Here is an 18,334-nt window from a genome sequence, read left to right on the forward strand (position 1 = left end):
TTACACGAAGGTAGTAGGCTTATTGTAAAGCAAACCGGCCGTAAGCGGAAGCCCCGCTGAGGTGCCCGATTCCCGGGATTCGCGGCCGTTTGCCGTTTTACACTTAACCCATGGGAGGAATGACAATGCAAACCGTGACTTTAAATAACGGAGTCCAAATGCCGATTATCGGCTTCGGTGTCTACCAGATTCCCGATGCTGAAGAATGCGAGAATGCGGTATATGAAGCGCTGATGGCCGGTTACCGCCTGATCGACACCGCAGCAGGTTATCTGAATGAGGAAGCGGTCGGACGCGCGATCAAGCGCAGCGGTGTACCGCGTGAGGAGCTGTTCATCACGACCAAGCTCTGGGTTCAGGATGCCAACTACGAGAAGGCCAAGCTGGCGTTTGCCAAATCCCTGAAAAAGCTGCAGCTCGACTACCTCGATCTGTACCTGATTCACCAGCCGTTTGGCGATTACTACGGCGCTTGGCGTGCGATGGAAGACCTGTACCGTGAAGGCAAAATCAAGGCGATCGGGGTCAGCAACTTCCTGCCCGACCGTCTGATGGACCTCATCGTGCATAACGAAGTCGTGCCCGCCGTCAATCAGATCGAAACGCATCCGTTCTACCAACAGATCGAGAGCGCCGCTTTTATGAAAGAACAGGGAGTACAGCACCAATCATGGGGGCCTTTCGCTGAAGGACGCAACAACTTGTTCGGCAACGAAGTGCTGACCTCAATCGGAGAAAAATACAACAAGTCCGTCGCCCAGGTCGTGCTGCGCTGGCTTGTTCAACGTGAAATCGTAGCTATTCCCAAATCGGTGCGCAAAGAGCGGATAGTCGAAAACTTCAACATATTCGATTTTGAGTTAAGCGCGGACGATATCGAACAAATCTCCACCCTCGATTTGCGGGAAAGTCTTTTCTTATCGTACCACGATCCGAAAGTCGCCAAGATGATGGGCAACTGGAAAGTCGATCTGTAACCCTTAGTTTAGACTCCCCTCTACCGCCACTACACCACAAAAGCCAAGAAGGTGCTATTCACCCTCTTGGTTTTCCCATTCCTCTTACGGATTCTGTCACGGATCGATGCCCCCTTTAAACCACGCTTGTACGCTGCTCGCCGATCGTTTTCGTTTCGGCTTTACCCGATTTAATGAGGTTAGCAGACAGCAGCATCCCCGCAATCACGATAACGCCACCAACGACCTGAGAGACCAGCAATGCCTGGCCTGTCATCACAGACAGGATCGCGGTGAAAATCGGCATCAGATTCATCGTGATCCCGGCTTTGCCCGGTCCAAGCATCTTCACTCCCTGGTTCCAGAACAGGAACGAACCGATGGATGGGAACAAACCCAGATAGATGACCCCGGTAATGCCGATTGCCGTGATATGCCCGGTTTGCAAAGGCTGCATAAACAGCAGCGGAACCATACAGATGACTCCGATGAAGGCTGTAAAGGCTACAAAAGTAATCGGGGGCAGATGCTGCGCCCTTTTGTTGACGATGGAATAGATGGCCCACAGGAATACGGCTATGAGCAAAATGCCGTCTCCCTGGTTATAATGCGTGCTGAACACGCCAAGGAGGTGTCCCTTCGTCAATACCGTTAATACGCCCAGGAAAGATAAGACGAGTCCCACTCCCTGCCATACCGAGATCTTGTCCTTCAGGAACAACAGAGACAACACGATCATCACTGCTGGAGTCAAGCTGTTGATCAGACTGCCGTTTGTCGATGAAGTATGCTGAAGTGCTGTATAGGTAAGCAGCGTGTAGAATACAACGCCTACTAGCGAAAAGAATAATAAAAGACCCCAGTTATTTTTCCACACCTTCCGCCAATTGGGTTTCTCCACCAGTTGGGCCATCGGGATTAACACGACAGCTGCAATCGCCCAACGCAGAAAGGAAGCCCAGACCGGTGGAAAATCGGCCGTCACCGCTTTGCCGAAGATCAAATTCCCTGCCCAGAACAGATTAGCCAATACTAGAAAAAGCCACGCTTTAGCTTTCATTACCCAACACCTCTCCCCACTCGATTCCAAGTCTTTCTCTTGTTCTATTGTCATGTTACAATAAACCATATCATAAATAAAATGAATATAAATCATGAAGGAGATATCAAATTTGGTATGAACAAATCACTTCTTCAATTGATTGTGGCGATCTCCGAGACCCGAAGCTTTACGTCCGCCGGGGAAAAAATGAATATGACACAGCCTGCCGTCAGCCGTGCGGTCACTGCCCTTGAACGCGAGCTTGGGGTAACGCTGCTGATTAGAGACCGGCGTCTGGGCGTTGCCCTTACTCCAATTGGAGAACGAATCGTACGGATCTTCCGCGAGATACTTCAAGGGTATGATAAGGTCGACCAGGAAATCGCCAGTGAAAAAGGAATGGAAACCGGCAGCGTCCGAATCGGTGCATTCCCGGTTGCCGCTTCTTATTTTGTTCCGAAGATCATCAGCCATATCAAACAACAATATCCAAAACTTGAATTCAGCATTCTTGAAGGTACCATTGCGGACATACAGGAATGGCTGGATAACCGGGTCATTGATGTCGGATTGCTGATCCCCTCGGATAAAACGACGCACTCTCACCCACTATACCGGGAAGGCATTTATGCCGTGATGAGAGATGATCACCCTTTAAGCGAAAAGTCCATCATCAGCCCGGAAGATTTGCGGGAGGAGCCTATGCTGATCTGCAAAGCCGGTTACGAGCCTCCCGTCCTGCAATGGTTCGAAAGTGCCGGGGAAGAACCCAATATTCAATACATTCTCTACAACTACAGAACGGCTCTTCAAATGATTGCTGCAGGCGAAGGCTTGGCCGTCATGTCTGAGCTGTCCCTGTTGGACCTGCCTCCTGGACTTATCCTCAAACGCATCTCACCAGCAGCCTACCGGGATATTCACATCGTCTCCGGTCCTGTGGAGGACTGTACCATTGCGGTAAAAACCTTTATCGAGACCGCCCAGAAATTATTCCCCATCCAAGCTGAGCATGAACCCTTGATTAAACTATAGGGTTTTATCACCCAACGTTATCGTGAACTTGCATACCGTCCCTTACACTACAAAAGCCAAGAGGTGATGTCCATCCTCTTGGCTTTCTCCCGTATCTCTTCGTTCGGCGGCCTGTCGTCTTGCAGTTTAGTTTTTGGCAATATTGCGGTATCGGATCGGCGTGATGCCTTCGGCTTTTTTGAATTTGCGGATGAAGTTCGTCGAGTCTACGTAGCCGACCTCGTTCATAATGTCTTTGAGAGGCAAATCTGTTGTTTTCAGCAGCTTTTTCGCCTGATCCATCCGGATCGAATCAATATATTTCATCAGCGGACAGCCCGTATGATCTTTGAAAAATCGCGTCGCGTAAGACGGCGAGACGCCGAATCGGTTCGCGATCGATTCGAGATCAATCGTCTGATCCGAATACTGCTGGGCGACGTAAGCCTTGATATTCTCCAGCAGCTCGATATTCTTGCTCTCTTTCTTCGCTTCTACGTACCGGCATACGTTGCGGCATATCGAGACGACGAGACGTTCCAGTTCCTCGATCGTTTCGAAGCGCGGAACGAACAACTGCTGCATCGTTTCCCCCAAATCGTCGTCGATTTCGATTTCCAGCTCGATAAGCGTTTTCATCATATTGTTGACGATATCGAAGCAGATGCATTCCGCCGCCTCGAGCGACACGTCCATTTCCACGATATGGCCAAACGCCTCGCGAACGGCCGGTTCAACCTGAGACATGTTTCCTTGCTTGATCGCCTTCACGAGCCGGTCTATCCGTTCGACGGGGTAGACGTACTCTCCGCTTGAGCGGGGCACGATCTCGGCAAACAGAAACACCTGGTCACCTCCCTTCACGAACCGGTACCTTGCGGCATGACTTGCTTCTACGAACGATTGCGGAACGGAGGACAAATCGTCGTAAATTCCCCCGATGCCGACAGTTACCGTAAGCCGGAAATATTGCCGGAAAAACGCCTTTGCCTTCACGGCCAGTTCCCGCAAAACGTCGGTATCGTCAAAGCCTTCGTTCAAATTGACCAAAAAAGCAATGGTACGGCCGTCCATCAGCTCGGCTCCATATCCTGCCCCAGACTCCAAGGCGAGCTCCTCGACCACTTTCATCAAGCTGAACGTCAGCACCTCCTGCATCTTCTCTGAATTGTCCTGCCGAAAACGGTTGTAATCGTCAATCAGCACAATCATGACGGCGTAGTGGGGTTTGTCGAGCTGGATATTGGAAAATTGCAAAATATCGCTCATTTCCGCTTTCGTGCTCAGCTTCCCCTTGAGCAGCGTCAGCAGCACCTGCTCGCGGAGCGTGCGGCCTTGGTTGCGCAGCTGATGCTGCAAGCTCTGCTTCTCGCTGGCCATGAGGCCGACAGCGCGGGAAATGTAATCGATCTCGTCGCTCGAACGTACCAGCGGCTCGGACCGCGCTTCGCTGGAAACGATCCCGGCCAGACGCTTGAGCGGCCGGTAATGCTGGACCGAGAAGCCGAAGGCGATGGCGATCCCGATTAGGAAAACGGCCGCGATGGTTATGCTGAATATGCCGCGCTTCTCATTCACTTTCCGCATCCATTGATCGGTTGGCAGCACCGCCACGTAAGACCATTGACGGTTGCTTGACGAATGGATAAGCACCGAATATTTCCGGCCGTCTACGGACAACTCGCTGAAGGGAGACCGGTTCGGAATATCGTTGATTCGTTCGAGCAGGCGTTTGCCGGATTCGGGCGATTCTCCTTGTGATTGACTGAAGACGATTTCGTTGCGTTCGTTCAGGATGAACAGAAATCCGTTCGACTCCGTCAGCACGCCTTGGGCCAAATCTGTCAGCGCCTGCTCGCGAATGAGGAAAAGCGCGACACCGTAAGGGACTTCCGCGTTTAGCGGGATCGGCACCATGTAGGTGGCATACCGCCGTTCCTCAAGCCGGTTGAACAGAACCGGTTCAACCCCCCGCATAAGCGGAGCGGACAACGTAACGGCCGTTTGCATAAACTCCGACTGGCTCCAATTGCGATAATGGTAGATCGAATTGAAAAACAGATCGAGTTTGTACGTTCCGCTTGCGGCATAAAGCTGTTTGGTGCCTGATCCGTTGAAGGATAACACGACATCCTCGATAAACAGGTTCGTGGACAAGTATTGCTTCAGCTCGGCAACCGCTTGCAGAGAACCGTATCCACCATCCGAGGCCATGTAGGGGGTCAGCACCGGATTGTAAGACAGCTGGGAGGCAAGCCGGTTCATTTCGTTCATGCGCAGATCGACCGCATCCCGAAATTGGCCGAGGGCGCCAACGGTCGTATGCTCCACTTCTTTGCGGAGCGTATCGAAAAAGTTTTGGTACACGACGCTGCTGACGGCAACGAGCAGAACGACGACCAGCACAATATAGGAGAACAGGAAGTTGTAAAATCGTTGGCTGCGGATCATGTTCATCGGGCGCTCCTCCATACCGGTTCCGGGAGTAGTCGGTACCCGGGCTTTCCAGCCGGGCACTGCTCTCCCGTCTACGATCCCTAACACTTTCGCTGTGCGGCCGTGTTTTCCGCTCGGTAATGGTCCGTTTTACCCGGCCCCACCGCTCCGGCGCCGCGTTTTATTAGTTCTTGTACCGATCATACGCGGCTTGATAAATTTGCATATAGTCGTCGAGCCGCATTTTTTTCAACGTGGCCACATAGTTATCCCACTCCGAGAATGGCGCTTTGCCGGAGACGAATTTGGCGGCCATTTCGGTTACGTACGTATTGATGTCGGCGGTTAACGCGGACATTTTCGTACTTTCCTCGGCAGTATAGCTGAATGTCGGCCAAACCTCCTTCGGCATGTACTGCTTGAACTTCTCCGCCGCCTGGATCGATTCCGGCTGCGATTCGGCACCTTTGAAAAACTTTTGCTGCACCATGTTCGGGTAACCGCCACCCGGCCATACGACGTATTTCACAAGCGCCTGCTCGAACGTCAGGCCATTCGGATTGGCCGTAATTTCTTTTGTATATTGAAGCTCGCCGGAGGCGGTTTTCTCGTACGACTTTCCTTCGAAGCCCATGAAGAACATTTTGCTGCCTTCGTCGCCGTACAAGTAATCCATCCAACGAACCGTTGCTTCCGGACTTTTGTTTTTGTCGGTAATGACGAACGCGCCCAGACCAGCGAGAGGGGAGCCGACGGCGGAATACAATTGGTCGCCATGAGGACCTTTAAGCGCGCTTGCGCCTATATATCCCGTCTGGTTCATCAGCGTGTACGGACTTGTCGTGATGGTAGCTCCGTATAATCCTTTTGCGCCGGTTGCATAAAATTGATTCGCTTGGATCGTAAAAATATCTTCCGCGATCAGCTTTTCGCTGTACAGTTTGTTTAAATATTCCAGCATTTGCTTGTAGTTCGGATCGGTAGGGATAAATCTAAGCTTCCCGGCGTTGTCCATATCTACGTTAGCGTGGCCTGCCCCCCGGGTACCGAGCCCCCAAGCGCCCTTGAAGTAGTTCATGATGACCGGCAGCCCAACACTCTCGAACGGAATTTCGTCCGCTTGGTTGTTGCCGTTCGGATCTTTTTCTTTAAACGCTTTCAGCATGTTGTAGAAATCTTCGGTCGTCTCCGGCTCCTTTAAGCCAAGCTTGTCGAGCCATTCTTTCTTGATCCACATTTTGCCTCCGGCGAGCACGGACGTAAACTGCGGGTCGTAGATGGTCGGGAAGGAATAAATATTGCCGTCTGGCATTGTCAGCCCTTTGCGTACCTCCGGGTATTGATCCAATAGCTTTTTGAGATTCGGGGCATATTGGTCGATCAGGTCGTTCAGCTTGATAAATACGCCTTGCGAACCGTATTTGAGCAAATCGGTCGAAGGGATGGCTGCCGTAAAGAAGGCATCCGGATAATCGCCGCCGGCCAGCATAATGTTACGCTTTTCTGTTAAGTTGTCGTTTGGCACCATCTCCCAGGTGACATGTATGTTTGTCAGCTTCTCATATTCTTGCCAGAGCATCACTTCGTTCCAGTTGGAGGCGGTCGTCGGCGCTTTCCCGGCCACCATCTTCAGGTTGATTTTTTCGGCTACGATCGGCATGCCCGTCTTATTGATGCCGGATTCTTTCGGTTTGTCGCCTACCGCTTCATTCGATCCCCCCCCCGAACAAGCCGAGAGCATGCTAAGCAATACGAAGAGGGATAGCAAAGCCGCTGTCGTTTTTTTAGATTTCAAGAAAAAACCTCCTTTTTCTTTTCACTTCTTGGGTAGGATTAACCTTTTACCGCGCCGATCACAAGTCCTTTGACAAAATAGCGCTGCAGGAACGGATACAGCAGAAGGACCGGCAGATTGGCGATGATAACGACCGCGTATTTGATAGATTCACCTTCCATAACGCTTTTGGCAAGCGATTCCTCGTTTGTTTCCACCATATCCTTCAAATTACTCTGAATCAAAATCTCCCGGAGCACGAGCTGAAGCGGGTATTTGCTCCGGTCGGTCAAATAAATAAGCGCGCTGAAAAATGAATTCCAATGGGCGACGCTGTAAAACAAGGTCATGACGGCCAGGATGGGCATCGACAGCGGAAGGACGATGCGAACCAAGATTTGCAGGTTGGAGCAGCCGTCAATTTGCGCCGATTCCTGTACTTCGATGGGGATATTTTGCTGGAAAAAGGTGCGCATAATGATGACGTTCCATATGGCGAGCGCATTCGGGATGATAAGCGCCCACATCGTGTTGACCATGCCGAGATTTTTCACCAGCAAATAGGTCGGAATGAGCCCGCCGCTGAAAAACATCGTAAATACGAAAAAGGCGGTAAAGTAGCCGCGTCCGGCCAAATCTTTGCGCGACAGCGGATAGGCGGCGAGTATCGTCATAACGATATTAATAGCCGTCCCGATAACGGTGTACAGGATCGTATTCCCGTAGCCCTGCAAAATGTCGTTGTTTTGGAACACTTTCTCGTATCCGCGGAACGTGATGCCCTTCGGCCACAGCCACACCTCTCCGCCCAAAACTTTGGAAGGATCGCTAATCGAGGCGGCCAGCACGAACAACAGCGGATACAGGACGGCGATCAGGGCGAGAACGAGCAAAGTGTGGATGATGAAACTGAGCACTCTGTCGCCAAACGTCTCTTTTACCATAAGCTCGTTTCACCAGCTTTCCGTGCAATGTAGTTGACCGTAATGAGCATGATGAAATTAACGACCGAATTGAACAGCCCTACGGCGGCAGAGAAACTGTATTGTGCTTCCAGGATGCCGCTTCGGTATACGTAGGTCGAAATGACGTCCGAGCTTTCCATATTCAGACTGTTCTGCATCAGAAATACTTTCTCGAAGCCGACGCCAAGAATGGATCCGACATTCATAATGAGCAAAATCACGATGGTAGGCAATATGCCCGGCAGGTTAATATGCCAGATGCGGGCCAGCCGGCTAGCTCCGTCAACCTTGGCCGCTTCGTGCAGCTGCGGATCGATGCCGGTCAAGGCGGCCAAATAGATGATCGAACTCCAGCCCATCTGCTGCCATACCCCGGAGAAAACGTAGATCGTTTTGAACCAGCCCGCCTCCGTCATGAACGAAATGGAATCCCCGCCCAACCACCCGATGAACAGGTTCACGATTCCATGCTGCGGCGACAAAAAAACCATCAGCATGCCGACGAGCACGACAGTCGATAAAAAATGAGGGGCATACGTTACCGTTTGAATCGTTTTCTTGAACCATTTCGCCCTCACTTCATTGATGAGCAGCGCGAGAATGATCGGGACGGGAAAGCCGACAACCAGCTCATATATTCCGATGCCAAGCGTGTTGCGGATGAGCCGCCAAAAATAGTAGCTGTCAAAAAAACGCTGGAAATGGGCGAAACCGATCCAAGGGCTGCCGGTTATCCCTTTGGAAGCAATAAATTCTTTGAATGCGATCTGCACCCCATACATCGGGATGTAATGAAAGATCAAGTAATAGGCGACGACCGGCAAAAGCAGCATATACAAATCCCAGTTTTTCTTGAGCGAACGGCCTATTGCCGATCTGCGGCCAATGGCGGTCTGCGCGGAAGCCGCTTCCGGAGGAGCATGCTTCAAGAGTGCTTCACCTTCCTTCCAATTCGGGAGTGTCGCTAACATTTCTTCAAGGGGCCCCTTTGCCGTTATGGTATTTTAAAACGCTTTCATCGTCCATCAGCAATTTTTGCGGCGACCATCTATTCTTGACATCGCTGCAAGGTGGTAGGCCGACATAACGAAAAACTCCCCTGTTCATGATCGACGGGGAGCAAATATATAGATTATTTTTGCCTTAAAGGGGTCGTACCCCATGCCCTTCAAGCTAGGGTTAACGTAACGACGGCAGCCGATTTGGCCGGCTGCCGTCGTGTCATGATGGAGCTATTGTTCCCCGTTAGTTCAATCTCGTGCTACTCGATCAATTCGTCAAAATCGCGCTCGCGATAATACGGAAGAGATGCTCAGCCCGTGGCGCGGACGAGGGCTGGTTGCTGAGCCACGCAAGCGCAGCAGCTAGCGAGAACAGGTCATCCCCATCCATGTCGCTACGCGCCAGACCTTCGGCCTGAGCACGAGTGAGAAGTCGGGTGCCTGCCGAGCGCATCGTGACGCATGAAGCGTGTAGTGCGGACTCCGGGTCCTCCTTGGCTGCCATCATCACGTCCACAACACCATGATAGTTGCCCGTAAATGTAACGACGTCGCGCAGCCACGATACGAGTGCATCATCGGGGCTACTCGCAGTTTCGAGCTCACGTGCCTTTGTCGTAAACTCGTCGAAGCTTGAGCGGAGCAAAGCTTCGAGCAGCGCCTCTCTCGTCGGGAAATGACGATACAGTGTGCCTAGCCCGACACCAGCTCTGCGAGCGATGTCGCGCAGCGATGCATCGACACCCTGCTCGGTTACAACGACGTTCGCGACTTCGAGTATGTGCTCATAGTTTTTCATTGCATCGGCTCGCATAGAATTCCTCCTTGACAATCGGAGCAGCGCTCCGTATAGTTATAAACGGAACAGTGATCCGATTATACGGAGCACTGCTCTGGTAAGTATAACTCATCTACATGAAAGGAGAAAGCAAGATGTCTATAGATACAATGAAGGCGATTCGTTTGCATGAATTCGGCGGCCCCGAGGTGCTGCGTTACGAGGAGGCGCCGATTCCCGAGCTGAAGCCAGGTGAGGTGCTTGTGCGCGTTCACGCGGTTGGCATGAATCCCCCCGACTGGTACCTGCGTGACGGGTATAAGTCGCTTCCTCCTGAATGGCGGCCGCCTGTGCCCTTTCCCATCATTCTGGGGTCGGACGTGTCGGGAGTTGTCGAGGCGCTAGCCACGGATGTGAAGGATTTCTCCGTCGGCGATGAAGTTTTCGGCATGGTTCGCTTTCCTAGCTTTGGAGAGAGCGCCGCTTATGCTGAGTACGTCGCCGCCCCAGCGTCGGACCTTGCACTCAAGCCGGCTGGCATCGATCACGTGCACGCTGCTGGGGCGCCGATGGCTGGCCTCACCGCGTGGCAGTTTCTGATCGATCTGGGGCACAATGAACCGAACCCGCTTCAACCGGAGATGCATCGCCCGGTGCCGCTGGACGGCAAGACGGTGCTCGTCAATGGTGCTGCGGGCGGCGTGGGGCACTTCGCGGTACAGCTGGCCAAATGGAAGGGTGCGCACGTCATCGCGGTGGCATCGGGGTCACATGAGTCGTTCCTGCGTGAGCTCGGTGCCGACGAATTCATCGACTACACCAAGAGCCTTCCCGAGGACGTCGCGCATGACATGGATCTCGTCCTTGATACCCTCGGCGGTCCGACCACCGGTCGTTTCTTGCGTACGCTCAAGCGTGGCGGCGCTTTGTTCCCGGTGTTCCTAGGCTTCTCCGACGCCGAGGAGGCCGCGAAGCTGGGCGCCACGGTCTCGATGACCCAAGTGCGCTCAAACGGCCCGCAGCTGGCGGAATTAGGGCGCTTGCTTGATGCCGGGACGGTTCGCGTCGCTATCGACAGCACGTTTCCACTTGCCGATGCTCGCAAGGCGCATGAACGTGCAGCCGGTGGGCACATTCAAGGCAAGATTGTGCTCACGGTCGTGTAACCATGATTATACTCATGGGTTACGTTCACCTAAACCCGTCTGATGTGAATGAGTTCACTGCAGACGTTCAGTCTGTCGTTTCCAGCACGAGAGCTGAAAAGGGATGTCTCTTTTATGCCTTTACTACGGAAGATGCGCTGGCCGGACGCATGCTGACGGTCCAACGGTGGCAAGATCAAGAATCGCTGTCGGCCCATGTTGAAAGACATGAGTCGGCGCCGTTTTTAAATAAGTGGGGACGCAGAATGAAAATGGACATTCTAAAATACGATATCACGAACGAGCGCTCGTTCATGGAATAAAAGCCCCATCGGATCAATGAACATTTCTGCCTGTTAGTTCAAAAAAGAATGTTAAAACGCTACTGACATACTGTTGTCAGTAGCGTTTTTCTATACTCGGAGTATGTAACCGTAAGAAATGGGAGATCAATGCGAAGGTTTATGACCCAAAATGATAATATACGGTTCTGTATCACGGATTATAGGAAGGATGGTATTTCATGAATTTTGCTTCTGTACGCATCATTACCGACGATGTAGATCGTCTTGTCGGGTTTTATGAGAAAGTTATAGGCGTGTCGGCGGAACGCCCCGCGCCCGTCTTCGCCGAAATCGTTGGGTCATCATGCACCCTGGCGATCGGCCACTCCCAGACGGTGCAGCTGTTCGGCGCTGGTTCCGCCGTGGCGGCCGACAATCACACAGTCATCCTCGAGTTCCGTGTTGACGATGTCGACGCCGAATACGAGCGCTTGAAGCCGTTTATCAGCGAGTGGGTCAAGGAACCAACCACAATGCCGTGGGGGAACCGTGCTGTGCTGTTTCGGGATCCCGACGGCAACCTGATTAACCTCTTCACGCCGGTGACGGAGGAAGCGATCAAACGGTTCAGCGGCAGGTCGTGAACGAACAGTTGAAGTGAGTGAGACGATAAAGAGACCAGAGACCATGGTAATGAGCTATGGTCTCTTTATTTTAACTCACCGGCATTCCGCCGACTCCACATACTCGTCTGGCTTGATCCCTTCATACCGCGCAAAGGCGCGTTTGAAGGAATACACATTTTCGTACCCCACCGTCCGTGCGACGTGATCGATGCCGCAGCTTCGCTCCCGTAGCAGCTCTTTCGCCTTCTCCATGCGCAGACGGCATACATAATCATAGAAGTTAATGCCGGTTACCTCTTTGAATATTTTGGACACCTTCGATAGGGACATATGATACATCTCCGCCAGCTGCTTTAATGAGATGTCCGCGCTCGAATAGTTGTCGTTCACATATTGCAGCAGCTCGCTGCCGGTCGACACCGCCGAAGACGTGTTGGCATACCGCTTACGCTCGCAAATGAGCGTGCCGACTTCGAACATATAGCTCCACATTTCTTCGATGTTCGCCGCTTTGGCCCGGCTGCAAAACTGCTTCGTGTAGATATCCGTATCGAGATTCAGCTCATGCAGCACCCGCAGCATCGTTTCCATCAGCAGGGAGAGCAGCCTGCTTACGCTGGCCTCGGCCAGCTCGCGCTTGTCGTTCTCGGCATGGATTTCATGCAAAATTTGCAGGGACGTATCCAGGTTCCCGATCTTGAGGTTATTGATCAGCTGCACTTCCCAATCTGTCGGATAATAGTAATCGACACTGGCCTGAATCGTCTCCTCCTGCAGCACCTGAAAATGCTCACGCGAGAATATGGTGTAGCGTAGCCTTTCATTGGCTGTGTAATACGATTTGCTGATGCCGACCAGCCCTTGCTCAACCCCTCCGTATAAAATATCGGGATGAAATCCGCTCAGCCGCTCGATTTCGTCAGCCATTTCGGCAGCGATGCGCTCCAGCATATCATCGTCTCCAAACGGCTGCCCGGAGGACACGATCATTGCCTTATCCGCATTCGTGACCTCGAACAGCGCATAGTCCAGCCCGTAACGGCTCATCGCTTTTTCCACGATTACCATCATCAGCATTTCGATCTTCCGGATTTTCTCGAAGTCGGAAAAGTCGCGGATCGCGTGGAAGCTGACAAGCATCGTGCAGTAATACATGTCCTCGGTATAACCGATCCCCAGTTTCCCCAGCTCGTTCTTCTGCTGATCGTCCATAAAGTATCCCTTGAGCAGACGAAGATACAAATTCGACTTGGCGGCGTTTTCGTAATCCTGCATCGATTGCTGAAGCTTGCGGTTTTCGTGCAGCAGCCGGTCGAACGATTTTTCGATAAAATTGTATTCAGAACCCGTCACTTTGCCGCTTCGGGAATCCTCGACCCGCGCCGCGGCGCTCAACTTGCTTAGCAGAGCCCCAAGAGGACGGTAACTGATTTTGGCCAGCAGATAAGCCATACACGCGCCAATAACGATGGAGATCAGGATGGCCGCCAGCGAGCTGAACAAATTGCCGATACCGATGACGCTGCTGTCCGCGTAAGAGATCGCATACTGCACATCACTGGCCTCCGAAGACAAATGAATGGGGTAGGAAGCCGCTCCGCCGCGGGCTGCCGGATCATTTCGGACTTGGCTGTAAATCAGCGCATCCCGGGACGTCATAACGATCTCCTGCGATTCAATCCCTCCAAACCGGTGCATATACTCCGAAAAGTAAGCGCTATCAATAAACAATACCAAAACCGCGCGCGGATGATTCACCACCTCCAGGCTTTGCAGTACCGGAATCACGCGCTTATCGCTGCCCCACAGCGTCATGCTGACCGGCGGCATCATGGTAAAATACTGCTGCTGCGCAAAGGAGCTCTGCAGCTGCTGCTCGGCAGCTTCGTCGAATGCGACAATTGATTGGAAAAATTCCTTCAGCGGGAACATCCCCCACGAAGTCATCGCCTTCTGCTGCTCCGGAAACACCACCATGCCAAACGAGAGAATCCCCTGCGAACTCACGCTGTTGCCGAGACTGGTGCGGATGTCCAGCATCTTCGTAATATCGAATTCCTGATCGTAAACGTTCGTATCCTGCATCAGCTTTTTCACCCAAGATTCGTTGCTCAGCGTTTTGCCCAAGGTTTTGAGCTCATTCAGTTTATTATCGACCAGATCGGCGATCCGCTTGGCGTCCAAAGCATGCGCCTCATGCTGCCGGCGTTTCTCCTCGACAATGTTCCGCTGCACGTTTAATGCGCTGAACACAATAATCGGGATGATCAAAATCGCGGTATAAGACAACAGAATTTTACGAAACGTGCCGCTTCCGAAGCTGCCATTGCGCACAGACTACCCCTCCCCCATTAGATAAGCAAAAACAGGAAAACAGCAGAGCCTCCAAAGCGATATGGAGCCTGCCATTTTCCAAAGTCATACGGTTACAGTCAACGTTACTGGATGCTGTTGTATCTGTCGAGCAATTGCTGGTCGATTTCCAGCAGCTGGTCCAGCCCCAGCTTTTTCAGATCGGCCATATATTGATCCCAGTTGTCGAGCGATTTTTGCCCTAAAGCCAGCTTGGTTGCGAGCTCCGTGGAATACGTGTTCAGGTTGGTCAAAATCTTCGTTTTCGCTTCCAGCTGCTGATCATCGGGAATCGCCAAATAGTTGTCGTTCATATTGACGAAATACGGCTTGTATTTCAAAATATTGAGCTCGTTGTCGGCTTTGTATTTCGGTACACCGGACAGCTCAAACTCGAGGTTGGCGAACTGAACCCGCGGGAACACCGTATCGCCGAACAGGCGGAGTCCGGGAACCTGGCCCGTTTTGGCCAGTTCTTCGTCCGAGGCGTTGTTGATGAATACATTCGCGCCGCTCTCATCCTTTTTATAGGTTTGTCCTTCGATGCCCCAATACAGAAGCTCCGCATACTTATCCGAATAGATCGTGTCAAAATACTTGATCGCCGCTTCTACGTTTTTGCTGTCTTTCGTAATCGCGTATTTCTGCCACACCAGAAACGGCGGCTCAATTTGGGCTGCTGGCGCAATGCCGTCTACCGCTTGGAGCGGCATGAGCGGAAGATATTCCCCGCCCCCCTTGATCGTCGGCTCCAGATACGTCTCCAGATTGTAATCTCCTGTGGAAGCAACCTGGTTTTCCGTCATCTTCTGCTGCTTCTGCTCTCCTGTCGCCCCGATCAGGCTTGTGTCGAGCACGCCTTCCTTCACCAGCTGCTGCAGGTAGCGGAAGTAATCTTTAATGCCGTCCTGGTACCACGGGGAGACGACCTTCTTGTTCTCCACGTCCACGGAAGAAATGCTGGTACCCAGCCCGAACCACTGCGCGATCGGTCCTGAGAAGGCACCCGGATCGTAGACGAGCACCTCATCCTTTTGCCCGTTGCCGTTGGCGTCTTTATCGCGCATCGTCTTCAGCGTTTGCAGGTATTCCTCCGCACTTGTTGGAACCGGAAGGCTCAGCTTATCGAGCCAGTCCTTGCGGAGCAGCATCGTTAAGGAGACCGGAGCCGGATCGGTGCCTTGATACGTCTTTTTGTGCAGATCGCTGAACCAGTACATTTTCCCGTCCGACGTCGTTGTCGTCTTTTTCGCATACGGGAACTCCTGCTCATACATCTTCTTGATGTTGCCGTTGCTGTACTTCTCGATCAGCGGATTCAGGTCCAGCAGCACGCCCTGCTTCGCCAAATTGAGCACCGTCGTGTTGTCCAGCGCCGAAATGTTGACGATATCCGGAAGATTGGAGCCGGACGCCATTCGCGTTTTGATGACGACGTTATACTGCTCGTTCGGAACGAGCTCGTAATCGAGCTGCAGATTCGCATCGGTCAGCAGCTTGTCGACTTCCTTCCAGACCGGGTACTTCTCTCGGTCCTCGAATTTGATGAACTTGTTCGAACCCGTCGGCCCGAGAAGCCGCAGCTTGGCGGACTGCTGCCCGGCCGGGGCGTTACTGTCAGCTTCCTCTGTTTTGCCGTCCCCACCGCTGCAAGCGGTTACAGAAGCGATGAGAACAACGGCGACGATGGCGGTCATGAACGGTTTTTTCCTTTTTTTCATACAACTCTTCCCCCTTCGGATGGCCTAGCCTATTCCTTTAATGAACCCAGCAGCGCTCCCTTGATGAAATACTTCTGAAAGAACGGATATGTAAAAATGACGGGTAACGTCGTAAAGACGATGATGGCGTATTTCAGCTGGATGTTCGAGAGCATGTTGGCGACTGCATTTTTCGCATCCTCCATGGACAGCATCTTCAAATCGACCGACTGCTGGACCACGACCCGGTACAGGTACATTTGCAGCGGATGCAGCTTCTCATTCGGCAAATACACGAGCGCGTCGAACCAGCTGTTCCAGATGCCGACGACTGAATAAATGGCGATGACCGCCAGGATCGGCTTGGATATTGGGATAATGACCCGGAACAGCAGCTGCAAATGGGAAGCGCCGTCGATAAAAGCCGACTCCTTCAGCCCGTCCGGAATGTTGGCAAAGAACGTTCGCACCAGGATGATATTCCAAATGCTGACCATCCCCGGGATGATGACCGCGAACATCGTGTCATACAGTCCAAGCTTGTTCACCAGCAGGTAGGACGGAATGAGACCGCCTCCAAAATACATCGGGATCAGCAGGTACGACACGACCCACTTCCTGCCCATGAGATTGCGAACGGTGAGTGGATAGGCGCCAAGCACGGCTGTCAGACAGTTTAAAATCGTCCCCGCACTCACATAGATCAGCGTATTGGAATAAGCCCACCACATTTTCGTATCGCTGACGATCAGCTTGTACGAATCGAGGAAGAATCCTTTCGGGTACCAGAACACATTCATGGCCGCGACTTCCGTCGGATTGCTGATGGACATAATGATCACGAAATAAAAAGGATACAGCGTGATTAAGCAAAGGGCGAGCGCCAGCGCATACAACACGACGTCGACGACAACCGAGCCTTGCTTGATGGTGTTCGGATTTCTTTTGACCAAGGCGGCCATGGGACTCCCCCTTACCATAAGGCGTAATCGGAATATTTACGGCTGAGCGTATTGGCTGTGTACAGCAGCGTGAAATTGATGATCGAGATAAACAATCCTACAGCCGTCCCTGCGCTGAAATTGCCGCCCAGCAGGCCATCGCGGTACAAATACGTGCCGATAACGTCGGCCGTCTCGTACACCATCGGGTTATAAATGAGCAAAATAAACTCGCTGTTGGCCGACAGCAAATTGCCGATCGCAAAAATCAGCAGAATAAAAATCGTCGGCCGGATGGCCGGCAGCGTAATATGGAGCATTTGCTTGAAGCGGTTGGCCCCGTCCATCTTCGCGGCTTCGTACTGATGCGGGTCCACGGAGGACATGGCGGCCAAATATAAAATGCTGCTCCATCCAAACGACTTCCAGATGCTCGTAATCGTATAGATTGCCGGAAAATACCCCGGCTCCGTATTCAGCGCCACCGGCGTGCCGCCGAACAGCTTGACGATGGCGTTCACGATGCCGTCCGTATTGATAAAAGACAACACCATCCCCGCCACGACCACATTCGAAATAAAATGGGGCAGATAGCTTGCCGTCTGCACGTATTTTTTAAATACGCCGCTTTTGAGTTCATTCAGCAGCAGTGCAAACAGGATCGGCACCCAGAAGCCAAACACCAGAAAATAAAAGCTGAGCAAAAACGTGTTCCGCATCAATCGCCCGAAATACGGGCCGTTAAAGAAGTCGATGAAATGCTGAAAGCCGACCCAATCCGTTCCGTGAAGGGATAGAAAGGGTTTGCCCGGGTAGTAATTCTGAAACGCGATCAGAATCCCGTACATCGGAATATAGCTGAAAATAAAAATGTGAACCAGAACGGGAAGCATTATTAAGTACAGCTGGAGGTTGTCACGCACTCGAAAAGATTTTCGCTGATTCGGCTGACGAATGGCTCTCATGATCTTCCCCTTCCCTGATGATCTCGACGGAACTTGCAGGCCCGCTTCCGCATGGACTCATGATATGCCGAGCCCCAGATTTCAGGCAAGCAACATTTTTTGATGGGGTGCGCAATATTTTCGGGGGTGGGGAAGATGGGTTGGGGTAAGGAAAAAGGCGTGTTGGGGTGGGGGTTGCCAGGATGTAATGTGGGGTTTCAGGGAAGCATCAAAATCGGATTACAAGTAAGGCGCATTTTTTGATTGGTGGCGCAATGTTTGCGAGGGTTTTGGAGGGGATGGCCAAGATGTAGGAGGTTCTTACAAAGTAGGACTAAAAAAAGGACCCTGGAAAACCTGGTCCTTAGGTTTGTCT

15 protein-coding genes are annotated in these 18,334 nt (G+C 52.2%); 5 read left to right on the forward strand and 10 right to left on the reverse strand.

The genetic code is table 11. From position 1 onward, the window contains the following. The first annotated feature begins 125 nt into the window (after positions 1 to 125). Positions 126 to 977 carry an aldo/keto reductase gene (locus BCV73_RS24285; RefSeq protein ID WP_089548860.1) on the forward strand — a complete coding sequence of 284 codons (852 nt, stop codon included), beginning with the start codon at positions 126 to 128 and terminating at the stop codon, positions 975 to 977. 115 nt (positions 978 to 1,092) lie between these two features. Here BCV73_RS24285 and BCV73_RS24290 read toward each other — a convergent pair whose 3' ends face one another. Beyond that, positions 1,093 to 2,016 carry a DMT family transporter gene (locus BCV73_RS24290; protein WP_089548861.1) on the reverse strand — a complete coding sequence of 308 codons (924 nt, stop codon included), beginning with the start codon at positions 2,014 to 2,016 and terminating at the stop codon, positions 1,093 to 1,095. Positions 2,017 to 2,133: 117 nt separating this feature from the next. Here BCV73_RS24290 and BCV73_RS24295 point away from each other — a divergent pair, with 117 nt between their 5' ends. Next, positions 2,134 to 3,033, forward strand: a complete 900-nt coding sequence (locus tag BCV73_RS24295) for a LysR family transcriptional regulator (RefSeq protein ID WP_089548862.1) — start codon at positions 2,134 to 2,136, stop codon at positions 3,031 to 3,033. 126 nt (positions 3,034 to 3,159) lie between these two features. On the opposite strand, the gene BCV73_RS24300 is transcribed toward BCV73_RS24295, so the two are convergent. The 5 genes from BCV73_RS24300 to BCV73_RS24320 form a co-directional block, all read right to left on the reverse strand. Further along, on the reverse strand, positions 3,160 to 5,556 hold the full coding sequence (locus tag BCV73_RS24300; RefSeq protein WP_218828182.1) for a helix-turn-helix domain-containing protein: 2,397 nt from the start codon (positions 5,554 to 5,556) through the stop codon (positions 3,160 to 3,162). 76 nt (positions 5,557 to 5,632) lie between these two features. Further along, entirely contained in the window at positions 5,633 to 7,243 is a 1,611-nt protein-coding gene (locus BCV73_RS24305; protein WP_089548864.1) for a type 2 periplasmic-binding domain-containing protein, read from the reverse strand. A gap of 38 nt (positions 7,244 to 7,281) precedes the next feature. Continuing rightward, on the reverse strand, positions 7,282 to 8,166 hold the full coding sequence (locus tag BCV73_RS24310; RefSeq protein ID WP_089548865.1) for a carbohydrate ABC transporter permease: 885 nt from the start codon (positions 8,164 to 8,166) through the stop codon (positions 7,282 to 7,284). After that, positions 8,160 to 9,158, reverse strand: a complete 999-nt coding sequence (locus BCV73_RS24315) for an ABC transporter permease (protein ID WP_089548866.1) — start codon at positions 9,156 to 9,158, stop codon at positions 8,160 to 8,162. Before BCV73_RS24315 ends, BCV73_RS24310 begins: the two co-directional genes overlap by 7 nt. A gap of 298 nt (positions 9,159 to 9,456) precedes the next feature. Then, positions 9,457 to 10,002 (reverse strand): TetR/AcrR family transcriptional regulator, encoded by a 546-nt coding sequence (locus tag BCV73_RS24320; RefSeq protein WP_089548867.1) that lies wholly within the window; start codon positions 10,000 to 10,002, stop codon positions 9,457 to 9,459. A gap of 134 nt (positions 10,003 to 10,136) precedes the next feature. Here BCV73_RS24320 and BCV73_RS24325 point away from each other — a divergent pair, with 134 nt between their 5' ends. From BCV73_RS24325 to BCV73_RS24335, 3 genes are all read left to right on the forward strand, one after another. Next, positions 10,137 to 11,132, forward strand: coding sequence for an NADP-dependent oxidoreductase (locus tag BCV73_RS24325; RefSeq protein WP_218828183.1), 996 nt, complete (start codon positions 10,137 to 10,139; stop codon positions 11,130 to 11,132). 14 nt (positions 11,133 to 11,146) lie between these two features. After that, positions 11,147 to 11,434, forward strand: coding sequence for a putative quinol monooxygenase (locus BCV73_RS24330; RefSeq protein ID WP_218828184.1), 288 nt, complete (start codon positions 11,147 to 11,149; stop codon positions 11,432 to 11,434). 200 nt (positions 11,435 to 11,634) lie between these two features. After that, positions 11,635 to 12,039: a VOC family protein gene (locus BCV73_RS24335; protein WP_089548870.1), complete on the forward strand. Its 405-nt coding sequence runs from the start codon at positions 11,635 to 11,637 to the stop codon at positions 12,037 to 12,039. Positions 12,040 to 12,114: 75 nt separating this feature from the next. Here BCV73_RS24335 and BCV73_RS24340 read toward each other — a convergent pair whose 3' ends face one another. The 4 genes from BCV73_RS24340 to BCV73_RS24355 form a co-directional block, all read right to left on the reverse strand. Then, a complete protein-coding gene (locus tag BCV73_RS24340; protein ID WP_089548871.1) occupies positions 12,115 to 14,355 on the reverse strand; it encodes a helix-turn-helix transcriptional regulator in 2,241 nt (746 codons plus the stop codon). Between the two features lie 104 nt (positions 14,356 to 14,459). Then, positions 14,460 to 16,094, reverse strand: a complete 1,635-nt coding sequence (locus BCV73_RS24345) for an extracellular solute-binding protein (RefSeq protein WP_089548872.1) — start codon at positions 16,092 to 16,094, stop codon at positions 14,460 to 14,462. A gap of 29 nt (positions 16,095 to 16,123) precedes the next feature. Further along, positions 16,124 to 17,035, reverse strand: coding sequence for a carbohydrate ABC transporter permease (locus tag BCV73_RS24350; RefSeq protein WP_076176628.1), 912 nt, complete (start codon positions 17,033 to 17,035; stop codon positions 16,124 to 16,126). Between the two features lie 11 nt (positions 17,036 to 17,046). Beyond that, entirely contained in the window at positions 17,047 to 17,979 is a 933-nt protein-coding gene (locus BCV73_RS24355) for an ABC transporter permease (protein ID WP_076176627.1), read from the reverse strand. Positions 17,980 to 18,334: the final 355 nt, after the last annotated feature.

This window comes from Paenibacillus sp. SSG-1 (assembly GCF_002224835.1).
Lineage (GTDB): Bacteria > Bacillota > Bacilli > Paenibacillales > Paenibacillaceae > Paenibacillus_AQ > Paenibacillus_AQ favisporus.